The 17,292-nt window shown below is 57.3% G+C and carries 13 protein-coding genes; 4 read left to right on the forward strand and 9 right to left on the reverse strand.

Annotated features, from left to right (window positions below):
- The first annotated feature begins 119 nt into the window (after positions 1–119).
- A complete protein-coding gene (hutW, locus tag PG881_RS14015; protein WP_270800738.1) occupies positions 120–1,490 on the forward strand; it encodes a heme anaerobic degradation radical SAM methyltransferase ChuW/HutW in 1,371 nt (456 codons plus the stop codon).
- A gap of 86 nt (positions 1,491–1,576) precedes the next feature.
- Here the strand turns inward: hutW and xseA are convergent, their stop codons facing one another.
- The 6 genes from xseA to PG881_RS14045 all read right to left on the reverse strand — a co-directional run bounded on the left by xseA (position 1,577) and on the right by PG881_RS14045 (position 8,217).
- Positions 1,577–2,941, reverse strand: coding sequence for an exodeoxyribonuclease VII large subunit (xseA, locus tag PG881_RS14020; protein WP_270800740.1), 1,365 nt, complete (start codon positions 2,939–2,941; stop codon positions 1,577–1,579).
- Between the two features lie 107 nt (positions 2,942–3,048).
- Positions 3,049–3,978, reverse strand: a complete 930-nt coding sequence (locus PG881_RS14025; RefSeq protein WP_270800743.1) for a DMT family transporter — start codon at positions 3,976–3,978, stop codon at positions 3,049–3,051.
- Positions 3,979–4,116: 138 nt separating this feature from the next.
- A complete protein-coding gene (locus tag PG881_RS14030) occupies positions 4,117–4,536 on the reverse strand; it encodes an ExbD/TolR family protein (protein WP_011705855.1) in 420 nt (139 codons plus the stop codon).
- Positions 4,536–5,291, reverse strand: a complete 756-nt coding sequence (locus tag PG881_RS14035; protein WP_139389552.1) for a MotA/TolQ/ExbB proton channel family protein — start codon at positions 5,289–5,291, stop codon at positions 4,536–4,538. The genes PG881_RS14030 and PG881_RS14035 overlap by 1 nt, the downstream gene beginning before the upstream one ends.
- 2 nt (positions 5,292–5,293) lie before the next feature.
- Positions 5,294–6,097 (reverse strand): energy transducer TonB, encoded by an 804-nt coding sequence (locus PG881_RS14040; protein ID WP_270800748.1) that lies wholly within the window; start codon positions 6,095–6,097, stop codon positions 5,294–5,296.
- Between the two features lie 251 nt (positions 6,098–6,348).
- Positions 6,349–8,217: a potassium transporter Kup gene (locus PG881_RS14045; protein WP_270800750.1), complete on the reverse strand. Its 1,869-nt coding sequence runs from the start codon at positions 8,215–8,217 to the stop codon at positions 6,349–6,351.
- A gap of 464 nt (positions 8,218–8,681) precedes the next feature.
- Here PG881_RS14045 and guaB point away from each other — a divergent pair, with 464 nt between their 5' ends.
- The 3 genes from guaB to PG881_RS14060 all read left to right on the forward strand — a co-directional run bounded on the left by guaB (position 8,682) and on the right by PG881_RS14060 (position 12,470).
- Positions 8,682–10,145, forward strand: a complete 1,464-nt coding sequence (guaB, locus tag PG881_RS14050; protein ID WP_011705859.1) for an IMP dehydrogenase — start codon at positions 8,682–8,684, stop codon at positions 10,143–10,145.
- Positions 10,146–10,228: 83 nt separating this feature from the next.
- Complete coding sequence (guaA, locus tag PG881_RS14055; protein ID WP_016350936.1) at positions 10,229–11,818, forward strand: glutamine-hydrolyzing GMP synthase; 1,590 nt, start codon at positions 10,229–10,231, stop codon at positions 11,816–11,818.
- Positions 11,819–12,197: 379 nt separating this feature from the next.
- Positions 12,198–12,470 (forward strand): hypothetical protein, encoded by a 273-nt coding sequence (locus PG881_RS14060; protein WP_010633780.1) that lies wholly within the window; start codon positions 12,198–12,200, stop codon positions 12,468–12,470.
- 157 nt (positions 12,471–12,627) lie between these two features.
- On the opposite strand, the gene PG881_RS14065 is transcribed toward PG881_RS14060, so the two are convergent.
- The 3 genes from PG881_RS14065 to PG881_RS14075 all read right to left on the reverse strand — a co-directional run bounded on the left by PG881_RS14065 (position 12,628) and on the right by PG881_RS14075 (position 17,291).
- Positions 12,628–14,373: a hypothetical protein gene (locus tag PG881_RS14065; RefSeq protein WP_270800755.1), complete on the reverse strand. Its 1,746-nt coding sequence runs from the start codon at positions 14,371–14,373 to the stop codon at positions 12,628–12,630.
- Positions 14,357–16,087 carry a hypothetical protein gene (locus PG881_RS14070; protein ID WP_270800757.1) on the reverse strand — a complete coding sequence of 577 codons (1,731 nt, stop codon included), beginning with the start codon at positions 16,085–16,087 and terminating at the stop codon, positions 14,357–14,359. Before PG881_RS14070 ends, PG881_RS14065 begins: the two co-directional genes overlap by 17 nt.
- Positions 16,088–16,463: 376 nt before the next feature.
- Complete coding sequence (locus PG881_RS14075) at positions 16,464–17,291, reverse strand: bifunctional transcriptional activator/DNA repair enzyme AdaA (RefSeq protein ID WP_270800759.1); 828 nt, start codon at positions 17,289–17,291, stop codon at positions 16,464–16,466.
- Position 17,292 lies beyond the last annotated feature (1 nt).

Below are 17,292 nucleotides of genomic sequence, written 5' to 3' on the forward strand. Positions count from 1 at the left end.
GGAGGTTAATGGTGCGTAGCAAACGAGAGCTGTTCGTCGTTGAGTTGATCCAGCACAAACTTGGTATTTGTTGATATTGGTTATCATTTGCATTATTTCACTTGATAACCTTGCCTGCGATGACACCACAGCTGACCCCGACCATGACCGGTCTTGCCACCCCGGATCCCCTCAAGTTCGCCTTTGGCGCCAAGACCTCGGCCCACGCCAGTCGCGGCGGCATGCGCCCGCTCACCCTCGACCATGCCGACTGGCAAGCTTGGTGGCGCCGCGAGAGCGAGGCGGACGAGCGGGCGCTCTATATCCACATCCCGTTTTGCCGCAAGCGCTGCAGCTTCTGCAATTTCTTTGAAAATGGCGCCAACCCGGCCCGTATCACCCGCTATGTCGACGCGCTCTGCCGCGAGCTTGCCCAGGCCGCCGAGACACCCTTCACCCAGAGCCGCCCTTTTTCGGCCGTCTATGTGGGGGGCGGCACGCCGACGGACATGAGCGCCGACGAGCTGGCGATGCTGGCCGCAGCCATCCGTCGTTTTCCCCTGACTTCGGATGCGGAGGTGACCCTGGAGGGGCGCCTCAACGGTTTTGATGATGCCAAGTGGCACAATGCGCTGGCGGGCGGCTTCAACCGTTTCTCGTTCGGGGTGCAGAGCTTTGATACCGAGGTGCGCCAGGAGGCGGCCCGCTTCGACGATAGGGAGACCCTGCTGACCCGGCTGGGGGAGCTGACCTGTCACGACGACGCGGTGATCGTGGCCGATCTCATCTTCGGCCTGCCGGGCCAGGATGATGCCGTGTGGCGTCAGGACATCGCGGATGTGATGGCAAGCGGTGTACACGGGGTGGATCTCTATCAGCTCATCGCCATGGCCGGCACCAATCTGGCCCGTGCCGAGGCGAGGGGCAAGCTCGGCTGGGCCGCCGATGGCCAGCAGCGGGCCGCCATGTATGCCTATGGCGCCCAGACGCTGGAGCAGGGGGACTGGCAGCGGCTCTCCTGCAGCCACTGGCGGCGCGGCGAGGCCGAACAGAGCCGCTACAACCAGATGGCCAAGCGCGGCGCCGAGATCCTCCCCTTCGGGGCCGGGGCCGGCGGCAACGTGCATGGGCACGGCCTCATGTATGGCCGGGATCTGGCGCTCTGGCACGAGGCGCTGGCGGCGGATCTGCGGGCCCCCGGCATGGTGATGGGGCGCAATCCCAATGGCCGCCTCGATGGCCTGCTGCGCGGCGCGCTCGACAGCGGCTGGCTAGCGCTGGCCCGCCTGCCTACGCCGCTGCGGGTACATCTGCAGCCCTTGTTCGAAGCCTGGCAACAGCACGGGCTGGCAACGCTGAGCGAGGCGCGGCTTGAGCTCACCCTGGCGGGGCGTTTCTGGAACGTCAATCTGCAGGCCGGGCTGTTTGAATACTTGCAGATCAACCCGCTGGCGGGGTCGGGTACGGCGCCAGCCGATCCGGCGCAGGCGGTGCGCCATTCGCTGGTGTGAGTGTGCTGGTGTGAGTGCGCTGGCCGAGAGGGCCGGGTAAAGAGGGGATGATAAACAAGGGGGCACCTGATGTGCCCCCTTGTTCGTTATGGCTGGTGGACCTCTTCCACCCGTACCCGCAGCTGCCCCTCTGCAAGCTGGGTGACCAGCGTCTGGCCGGCATCCACCTGGGCGGCGCGGCTTATCACCTCACCGCTTTGGGTGCGGGTGATGGAGTAGCCGCGCCCCAGGGTGGCGAGCGGGCTCACCCCGTCGAGGCGGGCGCTGAGCATGGCGAGGCGGTGGCTAGCAAGGTCTTGGCGTTTGGCGATAAGGGCATGGAGGCGCTCCTCGGCCAGCTGGTGGCGACGCTTGCCGGCGGCCAGCAAGCGCTCCGGACTCTTGCCCTGCAGGCGCAGCTCCAGATTGGCGAGGCGCCGCTCCCCCTGATGCAGTCTGTGGTTCATCAGCTGCTGCAAACGGGCGGAGAGCTCGTCGAGGCGCTGGGATTGCTGCTCCAGCCGCCGCTTCGGATCCTGATGATCGAGCCGCTTTTGCAGCAGGATGAAATCGTGGCGGGCGGCGGTCTGCTGGCGGTTCATGGCCTGCAGCAGTTGCTGCTTGAGATGGGCGAGGCGCTGGGCGCGGGCGCTCTGATCCGGCGCCACCAGCTCGGCGGCTGCCGACGGGGTCGGGGCGCGTAAGTCGGCGGCAAAGTCGCTGATGGTGACATCCACCTCGTGGCCCACCGCACTCACCACCGGGATGGCGGAGCCGGCGATGGCGCGCGCCACCGCCTCTTCGTTGAAGCACCAGAGATCTTCGAGCGAGCCGCCGCCGCGCCCGACGATCAGCACATCCACTTCAGCGCGGCGGTTGGCCAGGGCAATGGCAGAGACGATCTGGCCGATGGCGGCGCTCCCCTGCACCTGAGTCGGGTAGATAAACACCGGCAGATCCGGCGCGCGCCGTTTGAGCACCGTCAGCATGTCATGCAGGGCAGCACCGGTAGCGGAGGTGATGAGGCCCACCGCGCGCGGTTCACGGGGCAGCGGCCGCTTGCGCCCTTCGTCGAACAGCCCCTCGGCGCCAAGGCGACGCTTGAGCTCCTCAAAGCGCAGCGCCAGCACGCCGTCGCCCGCCGGCAGCATCGATTCGATGATCAGCTGGTAGTCGCCGCGCGGCTCATAGAGGGAGACCCGCGCCTGCACCAGCACCTGCATGCCATCCTGAGGGCGAAACGCCACCCGCCGGTTGTTGCCCTTGAACATGGCGCAGCGCACCTGGGCCGACATGTCCTTGAGGGAGAAGTACCAGTGGCCGGAGCTTGGCATCGCCAGGTTGGAGAGCTCGCCGGTCAGCCACACCAGCCCCAGATCCTGCTCCAGGATCATGCGCACGGCGCTGTTGAGGCGGGTGACGGTAAAGACCTGCTGTTGTCTGCTTTGACTCGGTTCGTTGCGGTAGTTCAAGGCTGGTCCTGCACTGTGTGCCCCGCCTTGGGGGCGGGGGCATAAAACAATGGCGCCATCTTAACGCAGTTCGGGGCGAACGCCGAGCGGCGCTGGCCCTGTCGGGTTCAGCGTGCGTCCGGATCCTGAGGCTGCCCCCGGGCCTGAACGGCCGGGGGGCTGGCCTGGCTGGTCACCAGCCAGACCGAGAGGCAGACGACCAGGCCCCCCAGCACGAAGCCCTGGTTCAAGGTCTCGCCCAGCACCAGCGCGCCCCACAAGATGCCGAAAGGGGGAATCAGGAAGGTGACGGTGAGGCTGCGCAGCGGGCCGATATCGGCGATCAGTCGAAAATAGAGCAGATAGGCGAGGGCGGTGCAGACCACGCCGACCGCCAGCACGCTGGCCCAGGCGGTGGGCACGGCCCAGTCGACCGCGGGGCCGGCCGCCAGCTGGTAAGCGAAAAAGGGCAGCAGGAACAGGCTGGCACCCAGTTGGCTGCCAAAGGCCACCAGCTTGGCATCGAGCCCGCCGCGATGGGTGATCCTGCTGCGGGTGAGAAAGCCGGCGAGGCCGTAGCAGGCGGTGGCAAACAGGCAGGCCAGCACCCCGGGCAGCAGATGCCCACCGGCACTCACCTCGCCGGTGGTGGTGATGAGGCTGATCCCGATCACCCCCAATATCACCCCCAGCCACTTGCGCCGGTCAAGGCGCTCGTTGAAGCAGGAAAAGCCGATGAGGGCCCCCATCAGCGGCGTGGTGGCGTTGAGGATGGCCGAGTAGCCGGCCGGCAGCCAGAGGGCGGCGATGGCGTACATCAGAAACGGGATGGCGGAGTTGATGACGCCGAGCAGCATGGCGGACTTGAGCTTGCCCTGAAACCCCATGGGGGCGCGCAGCAGCAGGAGCATGACGGCAAGCCCGATGAGGGCGAACAGGACTCGCAGGAAGGTGGTGTTGACGGCGCCAAACGCCGGGGCGGCGATGCGCATGAACAGGAAGCTGGCGCCCCAGATGGCGGCCAGCAGAAGCAGGCGCCCATAATCGGCAGGTTTCATGGTGTCGTCCTTGAGGTGATGGTGGCCAATATTGGCGCTGCATCGGCATGATGCCGACAAGGTGCCTGTGCTGGCAACTGCCTGGATGGCAACAGGGCATCCATGCCCTGTGGTACCGGCGTGTGGGTGACGGGAACGTTACGGCTCCGGCTGGCTCACGAAGGCAATCTTGTGCAGGCCGTGCTGGGAGGCCTGGGCCATCACCCTGGCGATGATGCCGTACTCCACCTTGCGATCGATGCGCAGCTGGATCTCGGGCAGCTCCCCCTCGGCCTGGCCGGCGCTCTCCATCTTGGCGAGCAGGGCGGCTTCGTCGACCTCCTGATCGTTCCAGTAGATCTTGCCGGCCCCATCGATGGCGAGATTGATGTCCTGCTTGTCTGGCTGGTTGAGCTGGCTGCTGGCCTCTGGCAGCTCCAGCTTGACCGCGTTGGTGAGCAGGGGGGCGGTGATCATGAAGACGATGAGCAGCACCAGCATGACGTCGATCATCGGGATCATGTTGATCTCGGAGAGGGGTTGATCGTCCCCCTCGTCCGACAGTTTGCCAAATGCCATCAGCCGCGCCCCTGTCTGGTTTCCCGCTCGACCAGCGGGGTGACGTTGTTGGTGGCGACCTGCTCGAAGCCGGTCACCAGCAGAGTGAACAGATCGTGGCCAAACTCCTCCAGCGCCGCGAGCCTGAGGCGATTGCGCCGCACGAAGAAGTTGTAGATGAGCACGGCCGGCAGGGCGACTGCGAGGCCGAAGCCGGTCATGATCAGCGCTTCACCCACGGGGCCGGCAACCTTGTCCAGACTGCTCTGGCCGGCGGCGCCAATGGCCAGCAGGGCGTGGTAGATGCCCCAGACGGTGCCGAACAGCCCGATGAAGGGGGCTGCCGAGCCCACCGAGGCGAGGAAGGCCAGCCCCTGCTCCAGCCGCACCCGCTCCTGGGTGATGGCACGGCGCATGGCGCGCAGCAGGTATTCATCCGGCGAGCCCAGCTTGCAGCTGACCGCACGCTCCTCGGCCCGGTTCAGTTGGGCCACGGCCGCCAGCGCGGCGCCGGTCAGCCGGCCATAGGCTTCCTGCGGCGGCAGGTGGGCCAGCTGGCGCTCCATCTCCTGCACGCTGTCGTGTTGCCAGAAATCGGTGACGAAGCGCGCGTTGAGGCGTTGTTCCCGCTGCGCGAGGTAGCCCTTGAGCAGGGCGTAGTAGCAGGTACCAAGGGACATCAATACCAGCAGGATGAAGGGGATCAGCCCCACACCGCTGTTCTGGCTGAGCAGGTGGGCGATGCCCATGCCGTTGCTTGCGATTTCAGGATCCATGTTCAAGCCCTTAATTTGAAAATGATGGTGACTTTTGCCGAGGCCTCGACGGCCACGTTGTTCTGTTTGGCAGGAATGAATTTCCAGCGGCTGACGGTCTTGCGGGCCGTCATGTCCAGCCGTCGATAGCCGCTGCTCTTGTCCACCTCCACCGAGGCGGCGGTGCCCTCGGCCGTCACCCGCACATTGAGGATGACCCGCCCCTCTTCTCCCCGTCGTCTCGACTCATAGGGGTATTGGGGCTCGGGGTTGTTGAGCCGGGCATCGCGGGCGATGGGGGCGCTGTTGCCCGCGCCGCCGCCAGCCTTGTGGGCAGGACTCTGACTGGCACTTCCGCCGCTTGCCTGTGTGGCCGTTGCCGTCGTCGCAGGGGCGGGCGCAGTGACCGGCGGTTGCGGACTGCTCACCGGCATGACCTTGGCGGGCTGCACCGGTGGGGGATTGTGTTTAAGCGGTTTGACCACCGGCTTGACGCTTTTCTTGACTGGCTTGAGCGGCGGTTTTTTGGGTGTCGGCAACGGCTTGGCCTTTTGCTGTACTTTTTGTACTTGCTGCACTTTTTGTACGTGCTGCGCTGTGGGAGCAGGGGCGGGGGCCGCCTTGGCTGACGCGTCATTGGTCGTCGCCTCGCCAACCCAGCGGGCCGACAGGGTCAGCGGCAAGGGCGGGGTGATGGGCGCAGGCTGGTGCGCATAGAGCCACCAGAAGGCGGCAAGGTGCAGGGCGATCGCGATGGCAAGGCAAACGAGACGGGCGGCGTCGGGATCGTTGGCGGGCAGTGCTGGTCTCGGGCTGCAGGAGTCCATCACTTGTCTCCCTTCCAGGTCTTCATATTCATACTCAAACGGCTAGTGTGAAGGCGCCAGAACAGGCGTCAGGCCGCTAGCATGCCTGATAATGAGAATCACAAACAACAACCATTATCAATCGCATTTTAATCGTAACGAGGCTGGTGCGCAGGAAATGAGAAGCCGGGCCGGCAAGCGGCGTTCCCGGCTGGCAACGGATTGAGCGGTGTGCGTTCGCACCGGTTTTGCCCTCCTGTTGGCTGGCAACGTCACAGCTCCAGCAATACCCCCAGCTCCACCACCCGGTTGGCGGGAATATGAAAGAAGTCGGTCGCCTTGAGGGAGTTGCGGTTCATCCAGACGAACAGACCCTCCCGCCAGCGCGCCATGCCGGGCAGGTCGGTGCTGACCAGATTCTCGTGGGAGAGGAAGAAAGAGGTCTTGGCCATGGTGACCTTCAGATCCTCCTGAGCGCAGGCCTGGAAGATCTCCTCCATGGAGGGCACCTCCTTGTAGCCAAAGTGGGCGACCACCTGCCAGAACCCCTCGCCAAGGTGGGTGAGTTCGATGCGCTCCTTGAAGGAGAGCCAGGGTTCGTCCTTGATCTGAACGGTCAGGAAAATGACCCGTTCGTGCAGGATCTTGTTGTGTTTGAGGTTGTGCAGCATGGCGTGGGGCACCACCTGCACCGACTTGGAGAGAAACACGGCGGTGCCGGGGACCTGAAGCGGCGGGTGCGCCTGCATGTTGTCAACAAACCCCTTCAGCGCCAGTGATTTGTGCTCCAGCTTGTCGAGCACTAGCTCCCGTCCGCGCTTCCAGGTGGTCATCACTATGATGGCCAGCAGCGCAAACAGGATGGGGAGCCAGCCACCGGCCAGAAACTTGGTGGTATTGGCGGTAAAGAAGGTGACATCGACCAGCAGCAGCGGTGCGCACACCAACGCAATCAGCCAGCGCGACCACTGCCAGCGGCGGGCGGCCACCACCATCAGCAGCAGGGTGGTGAGTGCCATGGTACCGGTCACCGCGATGCCGTAGGCGGCGGCCAGATTGCTTGAACTCTGGAACCAGAGGATGACGATGACGATGCCTCCCAGCAGCAACCAGTTCACCAGCGGCAGGTAGATCTGGCCTATCTCGTGCTCCGAGGTGTGGCGGATCTCCTGGCGCGGCAGGTAGCCGAGCAAAATGGCCTGGCGCACCACCGAGTAAGTGCCCGAGATCACCGCCTGGGAGGCGATGACGGTGGCCAGGGTGGCGAGGATCAGCAAGGGAAAGGCCAGCCAGGAGGGGGCAAGCAGGTAGAAGGGGTTTTCGATGGCGGCAGGATTGCGCAGCAGCAGGGCTCCCTGACCAAAGTAGTTGAGCAGCAGGGCGGGCATCACCAGGGATCCCCAGGCCAGCTGGATGGCGCCACGGCCAAAGTGGCCCATGTCGGCGTAGAGCGCCTCCGTCCCGGTGACGCAGAGCACGACGGCCCCCAGGGTGATGAAGGCGATACCCGGTCGGCTAACCATGAAATCGAGGGCGTAGAGCGGGTTGACGGCCTGCAGGATGGCGGGGTTTTGCGCGATCTCATAGGCCCCGAGCGCCGCCAGCACCCCGAACCAGAGCAGCATGATGGGGCCGAACAGGCGACCGATGCCGGCGGTGCCGTAATGCTGGGCCCCGAACAGGATCACCAGCACAGTGAGGGTGATGGGCAGCACGAACGGCGCCAGCTCCGGGGTGATCACCTGCAACCCTTCGACCGCCGAGAGCACCGAGATGGCGGGGGTGATCACCGCATCCCCGATGAACAGCCCCACGCCGACCAGACCGAGCAGCATGAGCAGGGCGCGTGGCTTGGCCGGAAGGCGGCGGGAGGCCAGCGAAGCGAGGGTGAGGATCCCCCCTTCTCCCTTGTCGTCGGCCCGGAGCACCAGCAGCACATATTTGAATGAGACCACGATCATGATGGTCCAGAAGAAGAGGGAAACGATGGAGAGGATCCCCTCCGGGGTGGGCTGCAGACCCAGGTGTCCGGCGAAGCTCTCCTTGAGGGCATAGAGCGGGCTGGTGCCAAGATCGCCATAGACGACCCCCAGTGCTGCCAGGGTAATGGCCATGCGCCCTTGCTGGTGTCCGTGGCTCATCATGAAATTCCATTTCAATTCAGACTGTTAATCATGATACGCAGGCTCAGGCACAAAGGAAACCCGCGCCACGAAAAGGCCCTTTTGTTGGGCGTGCGGTTGGGGTGACACACCCCGGATGTTGCTCTGCCCGATTCAGTGTTTGAGGGGGACGGCCAAGCGCGCATGAGCTTGTTGTCGGGTGTGCTCGACCAGAGTCAAACGGTCTGCAACGGGGGAGGGGAAGCGGGGCTGCCTGAAAAAATGAAACGGGAACTTTTTTGCATAAAACCGCAATGAGACAACTCTTTTGTCCTCAAAAGGCTGTTTTTCGACTGAAAATGTTGGTTTTTTAGCGGCTTGGCGGCTGAAAAGGCCAAAACGCCATAAAAAATTCAAAAAACTTCTTTACCAGTGACCAATGCGTGAGTAAACTTTGTCGGCAATATTTTACACCCCCACTTCCTCAACGGTGAGATATTGCCATGCTCAGGATTGCCAAAGAAGCGTTAACCTTCGACGATGTACTGTTGGTTCCCGCCCACTCCGAAGTTCTTCCCAATACTGCCGATCTGCGTACCAAGCTGACCTCTGCCATCAGCCTGAATATCCCCATGATTTCCGCTGCCATGGACACAGTGACCGAAGCCCGTCTGGCTATCGCACTGGCCCAGGAAGGCGGTATCGGCTTTATCCACAAGAACATGTCCATCGAGCAGCAGGCTGCCGAAGTGCGCAAGGTCAAGAAGTACGAGAGCGGCGTGGTCACTGACCCCGTCACCGTACGCCCCGACATGACCATCGCCCAGATCAAAGAGCTGAGCCACAAGAACGGTTTCGCCGGTTATCCGGTGGTGACCGAGGGCAATCAGCTGGTGGGCATCATCACCGGTCGTGATGTGCGCTTCGTGATCGATCTCTCCCAGACTGTCGAACAGATCATGACCCAGAAGGATCGTCTGGTCACCGTGCGTGAAGGCGCCCCCCGCGAAGAGGTGGTTGGCCTGATGCAGAAGCACCGTATCGAGAAGGTGCTGGTGGTCAACGCTGACTTCAAACTCAAGGGCATGATCACCGTCAAAGACTTCCAGAAAGCCGAGCGCAAGCCGAACGCCTGTAAAGATGACAAGGGTCGTCTGCGGGTCGGTGCTGCCGTCGGTGCTGGTGCCGGCAACGAAGAGCGCGTCGCCGCCCTGGTGGAAGCCGGTGTGGACGTGCTGCTGATTGACTCCTCCCACGGCCACTCCCAGGGCGTGCTGGATCGCATCAAGGCGACCCGCGAAGCCTATCCTGATCTGCAGATCATCGGCGGCAACGTCGCCACCGCCGCCGGTGCCAAGGCGCTGGCCGCTGCCGGCGTCAACGCCGTCAAGGTCGGTATCGGCCCGGGCTCCATCTGTACTACCCGTATCGTGACTGGCGTGGGCGTGCCCCAGATCACCGCTATCTCCGACGCCGTCGACGCGCTGGAAGGCACCGGCATCCCGGTGATTGCCGATGGCGGTATCCGCTTCTCCGGTGACGTGGCCAAGGCCATCGCCGCTGGCGCCAGCTGCGTCATGGTCGGCTCCATGTTTGCCGGTACCGAAGAGGCGCCGGGTGAGATCGAGCTCTATCAGGGTCGCTCCTTCAAATCCTACCGTGGCATGGGGTCCCTCGGCGCCATGTCCAAGGGCTCCAGCGACCGCTACTTCCAGACCGACAACGCCGCTGACAAGCTGGTGCCGGAAGGGATCGAAGGCCGCGTGCCGTACAAGGGCCGCCTCAAAGAAATCATCCACCAGCAGATGGGCGGCCTGCGCTCCTCCATGGGGTTGACCGGCAGCGCCACCATCGACGACATGCGCACCAAGGCCGAATTCGTGCGCATCTCGGGCGCCGGGATGAAAGAGTCCCACGTTCACGACGTGACCATTACCAAAGAAGCCCCCAACTATCGGATGGGCTGATAAAACGGGGCTGCGGCCCCGTTTCTCCACCGCTTTTTTATCCCGTGCTTTTTGTGACAACAGCAGCCTGATGCAGGAATAAAATGACTAAAGACATTCACCAGCACCGTATCCTTATCCTCGACTTCGGTTCCCAGTACACCCAGCTGATCGCCCGCCGCGTGCGCGAAATCGGCGTCTACTGCGAACTGTGGGCCTGGGATGTGACCGAAGAGCAGATCCGCGAATTCAATCCGAGCGGCATCATCCTCTCCGGCGGCCCCGAGTCCGTCACCGAAGCGGGCAGCCCGCGCGCCCCCGAGTACGTGTTCAACGCCGGCGTGCCGGTGTTCGGCATCTGCTACGGCATGCAAACCATGGCCGAGCAGCTGGGTGGCAAGGTGCAATCCTCCACCGAGCGTGAATTCGGCTACGCCAAGGTGGAAGTGCTGGGCAACTCTGGCAAGACCAGTGCCCTCTTGCGCAACATCGAAGATGCCATCGCCGACAACGGCAATGCGCTGCTGGATGTGTGGATGAGCCATGGTGACAAGGTCACCACCATCCCGGCCGACTTCACCACCATCGCCCAGACCGCCACCTGCCCGCACGCCGCCATGGCCAACGAAGCCAAGCGTTTCTACGGTGTGCAGTTCCACCCGGAAGTGACCCACACCCGTCAGGGTGCCCGCATGCTGGAGCACTTCGTCAAAGACATCTGTGGCTGCGAATGCCTGTGGACCCCGGCCACCATCATCGACGACGCCGTTGCCCGCATCCGCGAGCAGGTGGGTGACGACGAGGTGATCCTGGGCCTCTCCGGCGGGGTGGACTCCTCCGTGGTTGCCATGCTGGTGCACCGTGCCATCGGCGATCGCTTGACCTGTGTCTTCGTTGACAACGGTCTGCTGCGCCTGAACGAAGGTCAGCAGGTGATGGAGATGTTTGGCGATCACTTTGGTCTGAACATCGTCAAGGTCGACGCCGAAGAGCGCTTCCTCTCCGCCCTGGCCGGTGAAGATGAGCCGGAAGCCAAGCGCAAAATCATCGGCCGCGTGTTCGTCGAAGTGTTCGACGATGAAGCGAAAAAGCTGAAAAACGCCCGCTGGCTGGCACAAGGCACCATCTACCCGGACGTCATCGAATCTGCCGCCAGCAAGACCGGCAAGGCCCACGTCATCAAGTCTCACCACAACGTCGGCGGCCTGCCGGAAGAGATGAAGATGGGTCTGGTGGAACCGCTGCGCGAGTTGTTCAAAGACGAAGTGCGCCGCGTTGGCCTCGAGCTGGGTCTGCCCTACGACATGCTCTACCGTCACCCGTTCCCGGGCCCGGGTCTGGGCGTGCGGGTGCTTGGCGAAGTGAAGAAAGAGTACTGCGATCTGCTGCGCAAGGCCGATGCCGTCTTTATCGAAGAGCTGCGCAAAGCCGACCTCTACAACCAGGTCAGCCAGGCGTTCGCCGTGTTCCTGCCGGTGCGCTCCGTCGGCGTGATGGGCGATGGCCGCAAATATGACTGGGTCATTGCGCTGCGCGCCGTCGAGACCATCGACTTCATGACCGCCCACTGGGCCCACCTGCCGTACGATTTCCTGGGTCACGTGTCGAACCGCATCATCAACGAGATCAACGGTATCTCCCGCGTGGTGTACGACGTCTCCGGCAAGCCGCCCGCAACCATCGAATGGGAATAAGCGGCGCACGCCCTTTCACTCTTCAAGCATAAAAATGTAAAAAAGACGCTCTTGTGGCGTCTTTTCTTTTTCCAATCGTTTGCGCCTCACTTTTCCCCTCGCTAGCCGCTTTCTTGCCCCCCTGCCTCTGTCATATCTGACAGGGGGTGTTTTATGGATCTCGCACTAGGCTCAGCCATGCCAATTGAGACCGGCGCTGTGAGGTGGCGGTCGTGGCAGCAGGGGAGGGTGACGACAGCAACGCTTTCATGTGCACTGTCGGCACCGGACATACCGATATCTGGTGTGGCCCCCGGTGGAGTCCGGACACCACTTGAATAAACGGGGCGGAACCCGAACAGCCAAACGAGTAGGGACAAGAGATCACGGAGGGTTTGTTATGTCAGAACAAGCAGTGTTGTTGGGCGGATGGACTGCCTACCACAAACTGAGCGCCAAAGATCAGGCCGTATTCAACCAGGCGCTGGAAGGATTCGTCGGGGTGCAGTACACACCCTTTGAAGTCTCCACCCAGGTCGTCGCCGGCACCAACTACCGTTTCAAATGCAAAACCACGGTGCCGTTGCCCAACCCGATCCACGGGGAAGCCGTGGTGCAGATCTTCCAATCCCTGGATGGCTCGGCCCATATCACTTCCATCACCCCGATCTGATAGGGTTGTGGGTAAGACAGGGAGGGGCATAGTCTCCAACCTGTTTGCTCCAAATCCTGAAAATAAGAAAGACGCCTTAGGGCGTCTTTCTTATTTTATTTTAGGAAATATTTCCCTCAAAGCTCAGACTAATAGAATACATAGTCTACCTATTGATTTATTCTATCTGAGATATTAGGCGACCTAATTCTGGTTGTTGAGGTGGTAAAGAATCTAATAGCCAATCTTCAATGTAATGGAAAGGAACTGGGTAACGGAAGCAACGGCAAGCTGTTAGTAATAATGGTGCTTTATTTTTAGTTACAGCGGACATTTTTCTAAAAGAATCAGCATACTTACACTCTTGTGCTATATGCTTTAGTGCTGTGTTTCCATTCGTTGGAAAGTTAGTTGATGCAGACCCATGTGTATCAATATTCGAGCACATATGTTGCTCACTGTATTGGTTTGGATACCAATACTGTAGCGTGCAATGCTTTAATTCATCAGTGGTAAACTGTTCCAGCTCTTTACTTATTGAGTCTAATTTATACAGAGTACTAAATACGATTAGTAATGGATATAAAATACTAGCCTCCGTAGCTCTTTTCTTATAGGTTTGATCAGACTTATCTTTTTTTCTGTGTTCAAGAAGTTTGTCATAAGAGTTATATATTATTGGGTACATACCATTACTCTTAAAAGAGAATATGCACCAGCGAACAATCTCTGATAACCAATTTTGCACAAACTCATCATGTTCGGAGTTGTTTGAAAGTAATATTAAAGCGAGACCTATATCAATAGCTTGTGAGTCTTTATATGGTGATAATAGTATCGGATTATTAATGATTAGTTGTTTGATTGATCTTGTTATTGTTTGAAGGCGAGAGCGTAATGTTTCCTGTTCTTCACTCTCTCCATCGATTGGGGTTTTATCATAGCTCTTGGATAATGAGTCTAAAATCCAAAGGCCTTTGACAGATAAACGTCCTAACACATCAAATAGTTTAATGTTCACATCAATCGAACAAGGTGACTGCACTGCATGGGAGAGTGCATATTTAAACTCAACATTTGGAATTAAACAACGATCTACATAACAATTAGTGATCTGTTGATAGGTATCTAACATGCTATCAAATGCTGTTGAGACTTTATTTCTTCCAGTATAGTAATCCTTAGCTTTATCCCAAGATAAGAGTAATGCTCGCTCCGACGAGATATATGCAGCCTCCAAGTTTTCACTATCTCGACACCATGAGAAAAGAACCCATAAGCAAGTGTTTATTCGTATGATGCATGATACTGTCGAATCTGCATCAACCGCGTTTAACAGAATACTATCAAGCAAAATTGAGAAGTGCTTGTTCGAACTATCCGGTTCTTCAAGTAATGCTAGAGACTTCCTCAATAATGCTTGGTTAGCACTCGGTAAAAGCTCTTCTTTTAGTAAGTAGCTTTGTATTAATTCTGAGAGTTTATCACCATTCCATTCTTCAAAAGAAATATTGCTTTGAGTATTTCTTTTTTCATAACCAGATACCTCTTGCCTAATACCTGAGTTGACATCACCACCAAAGCACAAGCAAATTACTATTTTTTTATCTCTATGTTGAGGTGGTATACGACTAGGTATAAATGAGTCTTGAATTTCATCTAATGAAGGCCTCAGAGCTTGATCTGTATTCCCATTCCAAGTTTCACGAGTGAGGTTGCCAGATTTCACTGAGTATAAATATACCTTTTCTTCATCATGGTTTATTCGTCCTACAGCAGCAATGTCGACTCCATACTCTTTAACTCCACGTGTTGGAGAAATGAAAACATTTAGCCCCATGCTGCTCAGTAAATCTGGTAGCACAGCATCTAATTCAGCGCGTTCTTTTAATGAAGCTAAATATTGCTTAAGAATCAATTTCATTTTTCATTCTCTCACAACGGAAAACTCGTAAAGAATAATCCAAGGATTCAGGATCTAAAATATTTAATGTTGGCATCTCAGCCGAATGAGAGAAGGAATGCATTTGCATTTCCTGTCGTGAAGATTGCCCGTCCATCTGATGAATATAATAAATTGAACTGTTGCCATATAGTAACCTTTGCGTCGTCGCAACCATCCTAATAAAAGAATGCTCTGATGCTTCCTCTTGGGCTCTCTGCATGTCTTTATAAAAGTCCTTCCAATAGGAATTTATATTATCGCTAGGAGCTGTTAGTTCCTTCAATTTAGATGCTTTTGATATATTGGAATGATGAATTTCAAGCTTATCAAGTAAGCACTGACATATACTCTCTTGATCACCTTTATCTATGTATGCTTGGAAGAGATTTTTAAGGTCACCCGGGTAACTTAAAAGTAGAGGATTATATAGAATTTGTTCTAGTTTTTCACGTGTAGCTTTCGAAGCTGCCTCGAAAATGGATAGTATGAAACTTGCGGTTGCTATAGGTCTTGTAAACAGCCAACCGACAGCCTTACGACTAGCAAATATTTTCTTCTCTTCATTGTCTAGCAATGTCATGTCTGCATGTAGCTCAATGTCCTTGCCTGTGACATCATGGAGTAAAATTGAAATATTGTGGCAAAGGGATTCTTCTCCATACAAGAACCATTTTGTGATGATATGGTTGCGAAACTTTGTATATTTACCTAATAATTCGTTGGAAAAATAGCTCAGCGATCGAAGCTCTACACCGCATGATAAAATCGACTCCAATAATTCTATAGAAATGCTATAAGACTCTTTATTTACCAAGTTAACCAATAAATAGTCAATGTCATTTATTATATGACTGTGTTCTGGGGGCATTTTGTATAGTTGTTTAATTAGTAGTTTTTGAATACTTTCAGGGATATTTATTGATTGGAAGGCAATAGTGTTGGAAATTGCATATAGAATATTTGGTGATGCTCCGTCAACAAACGAAGCTAACAGCCTCTGTATATGTGGCCAATACGATGGAAAAGTGTGTCCAAAGTGAAGTGTTGACCTTAATATTGATGCTCGACAGGTATCGTCATGCTCATTGATAGCACTACTATTTATTATGTCCCAGATAATGCTAGCCTGGTTTTCCGTGATGCTTAGTCTTCCTAGTACATTATATGCCTGATTCCTTACCACTTCATTACTGTTAGCAATCAAACTTTTGACAACCTTTATCGATTCAGCTATCTGCCCTGAGTCATAAGCCATAATCGCGTAAAAAATAAAAGGGCTATAAGAATCAATTTTAGTTTGTTTTAGGATGAAATCTAAGCTGTCTCTGGGGCGGCTATTATCAACACGACAAAAGCATCCAAATGCCCCGTAGACTATATTGCCACCAGCCAATTCTGTTAGCTTGATTAAACAATGTAAAACATCTTCAACTTTTGCATCTAGTGAAGGTAGTGTAGTTTCAAGCACACCCATAATGGCATAAAGATTGTTTTTGTAAGGTGTGTCATTAACTGCTTCTAATATTTTTAAGAGGTCGATTTCACCGGTGTTGTGAAGTTCAGATAGAGCCTCTGTCAAGAATATACATTCTGATTCTATCTGTTGTCTGTATAACTCGTTAATCAGAGTAAGTAGGTTTTCTACATTTCCTCTTGCATTTAGCAATGTACATTTGGTTTCTTCTAACGACATTATACCGCACCTCACTACACCACTATTAAATAAGTAGTTACTTTGTAATATATGTTAGAGAAGGTCAAATGGAAATTTCTCTGTTTTAGAGGTAGTTCGGTATACTTTTTGACTTTTTATATTTTTCAAAAAACCACGCTGCAAACGGTGCAATGCGCTTCGCTTATTGCACCGTACGGAGCTTCGTCAGTCCGATGGGGTAGTGTTGCTAAGCGCCACACCTCGCCAAAGCAACAAAAGGGGCGATCTGCGCCCCGATTCTTTTAATGCACCCGCTTTATATCACTGCCCGCTCGTTCGGCGTGATCTGATAGTCTGCTGACTCACCACCAACAGTTCTGTTTCTCCCCCATCAGGCGAGCAGAAAAGGCCAGGTTCACTCATACCTCGCCGCTTCCCAGGCGTGTATCGCCTGTTTGCGGGTCTCGCCCCAGTGATAGCCGCCGAGCTTGCCGTTTTGCTGAATGACTCTGTGGCAGGGGATCATCAAGGCGACCGGGTTGGCGCCCACCGCCAGCCCCACGGCGCGGGCGGCCTTGGGATTGCCGACGGCGCTTGCCACCTGGGCGTAGCTCACCACCTTGGCGGGCGGGATCTGCAGCAGCGCCCGCCAGACGCTGATCTGAAAGTTGGTGCCGCTCACGTGCAAGGAGATGGGGCGATCCGGCGTCTTGCTGCCATCGAACATGGTGTGGATGACCCCCTGGGTGCGTGATGGCGCCTCCCTAAGTTCTGCCTCTGGCCAGTTGTGGGCGAGGGCGGTCAGCGGCGCCTGTGGGGCCTGGTCATCGAGAAACGAGAATTTGCATACCCCCCGCGGGGTCAGGGCGACGAACGCCTGGCCGAAGGGGGTGTCGTGCACCCCGTGATCGATAACCAGCCCGGCCCCGCGCTGTTTGTACTCGCCCGGTGTCACCGCTTCGAGCTGCACGAAGTGATCATAGAGCCGCGAGCCGCTGCTCAGGCCCAGGGTATCAGCCACCTCCAGCAGCGGGCGTGACTCCTGCAGCAGTGCCTTGGCCCGCTCCAGGGTCAGCACCTGCAGATAGCGTTTGGGCGTCACTCCGGCCCAGCGGCTGAACAGCCGCTGGAAGTGAAAGGGGCTTAAGTGAACGTGCGCCGCTATCTCGTCCAGGGTGGGCTGGCGCGCCACCTGGCTGGCGATAAAACGGATGGCATCGGCGATGCGGGCGTAATCAGACATA

The organism is Aeromonas sp. QDB54 (genome assembly GCF_027707385.1).
In the GTDB taxonomy this organism is placed as follows: Bacteria; Pseudomonadota; Gammaproteobacteria; order Enterobacterales; family Aeromonadaceae; genus Aeromonas; species Aeromonas hydrophila.

Excerpts from the sequence above, each read along its gene's own strand:
- hutW (WP_270800738.1), top strand. The coding sequence starts at position 120 with ATGACACCACAGCTGACCCCGACCATGACCGGTCTTGCCACCCCGGAT.
- PG881_RS14025 (WP_270800743.1), bottom strand. The coding sequence starts at position 3,978 with ATGAAACCTGCCGATTATGGGCGCCTGCTTCTGCTGGCCGCCATCTGG.
- PG881_RS14030 (WP_011705855.1), bottom strand. The coding sequence starts at position 4,536 with ATGGCATTTGGCAAACTGTCGGACGAGGGGGACGATCAACCCCTCTCC.
- PG881_RS14035 (WP_139389552.1), bottom strand. The coding sequence starts at position 5,291 with ATGGATCCTGAAATCGCAAGCAACGGCATGGGCATCGCCCACCTGCTC.
- PG881_RS14040 (WP_270800748.1), bottom strand. The coding sequence starts at position 6,097 with ATGGACTCCTGCAGCCCGAGACCAGCACTGCCCGCCAACGATCCCGAC.
- PG881_RS14045 (WP_270800750.1), bottom strand. The coding sequence starts at position 8,217 with ATGAGCCACGGACACCAGCAAGGGCGCATGGCCATTACCCTGGCAGCA.
- guaB (WP_011705859.1), top strand. The coding sequence starts at position 8,682 with ATGCTCAGGATTGCCAAAGAAGCGTTAACCTTCGACGATGTACTGTTG.
- guaA (WP_016350936.1), top strand. The coding sequence starts at position 10,229 with ATGACTAAAGACATTCACCAGCACCGTATCCTTATCCTCGACTTCGGT.
- PG881_RS14060 (WP_010633780.1), top strand. The coding sequence starts at position 12,198 with ATGTCAGAACAAGCAGTGTTGTTGGGCGGATGGACTGCCTACCACAAA.
- PG881_RS14065 (WP_270800755.1), bottom strand. The coding sequence starts at position 14,373 with ATGAAATTGATTCTTAAGCAATATTTAGCTTCATTAAAAGAACGCGCT.
- PG881_RS14070 (WP_270800757.1), bottom strand. The coding sequence starts at position 16,087 with ATGTCGTTAGAAGAAACCAAATGTACATTGCTAAATGCAAGAGGAAAT.
- PG881_RS14075 (WP_270800759.1), bottom strand. The coding sequence starts at position 17,291 with ATGTCTGATTACGCCCGCATCGCCGATGCCATCCGTTTTATCGCCAGC.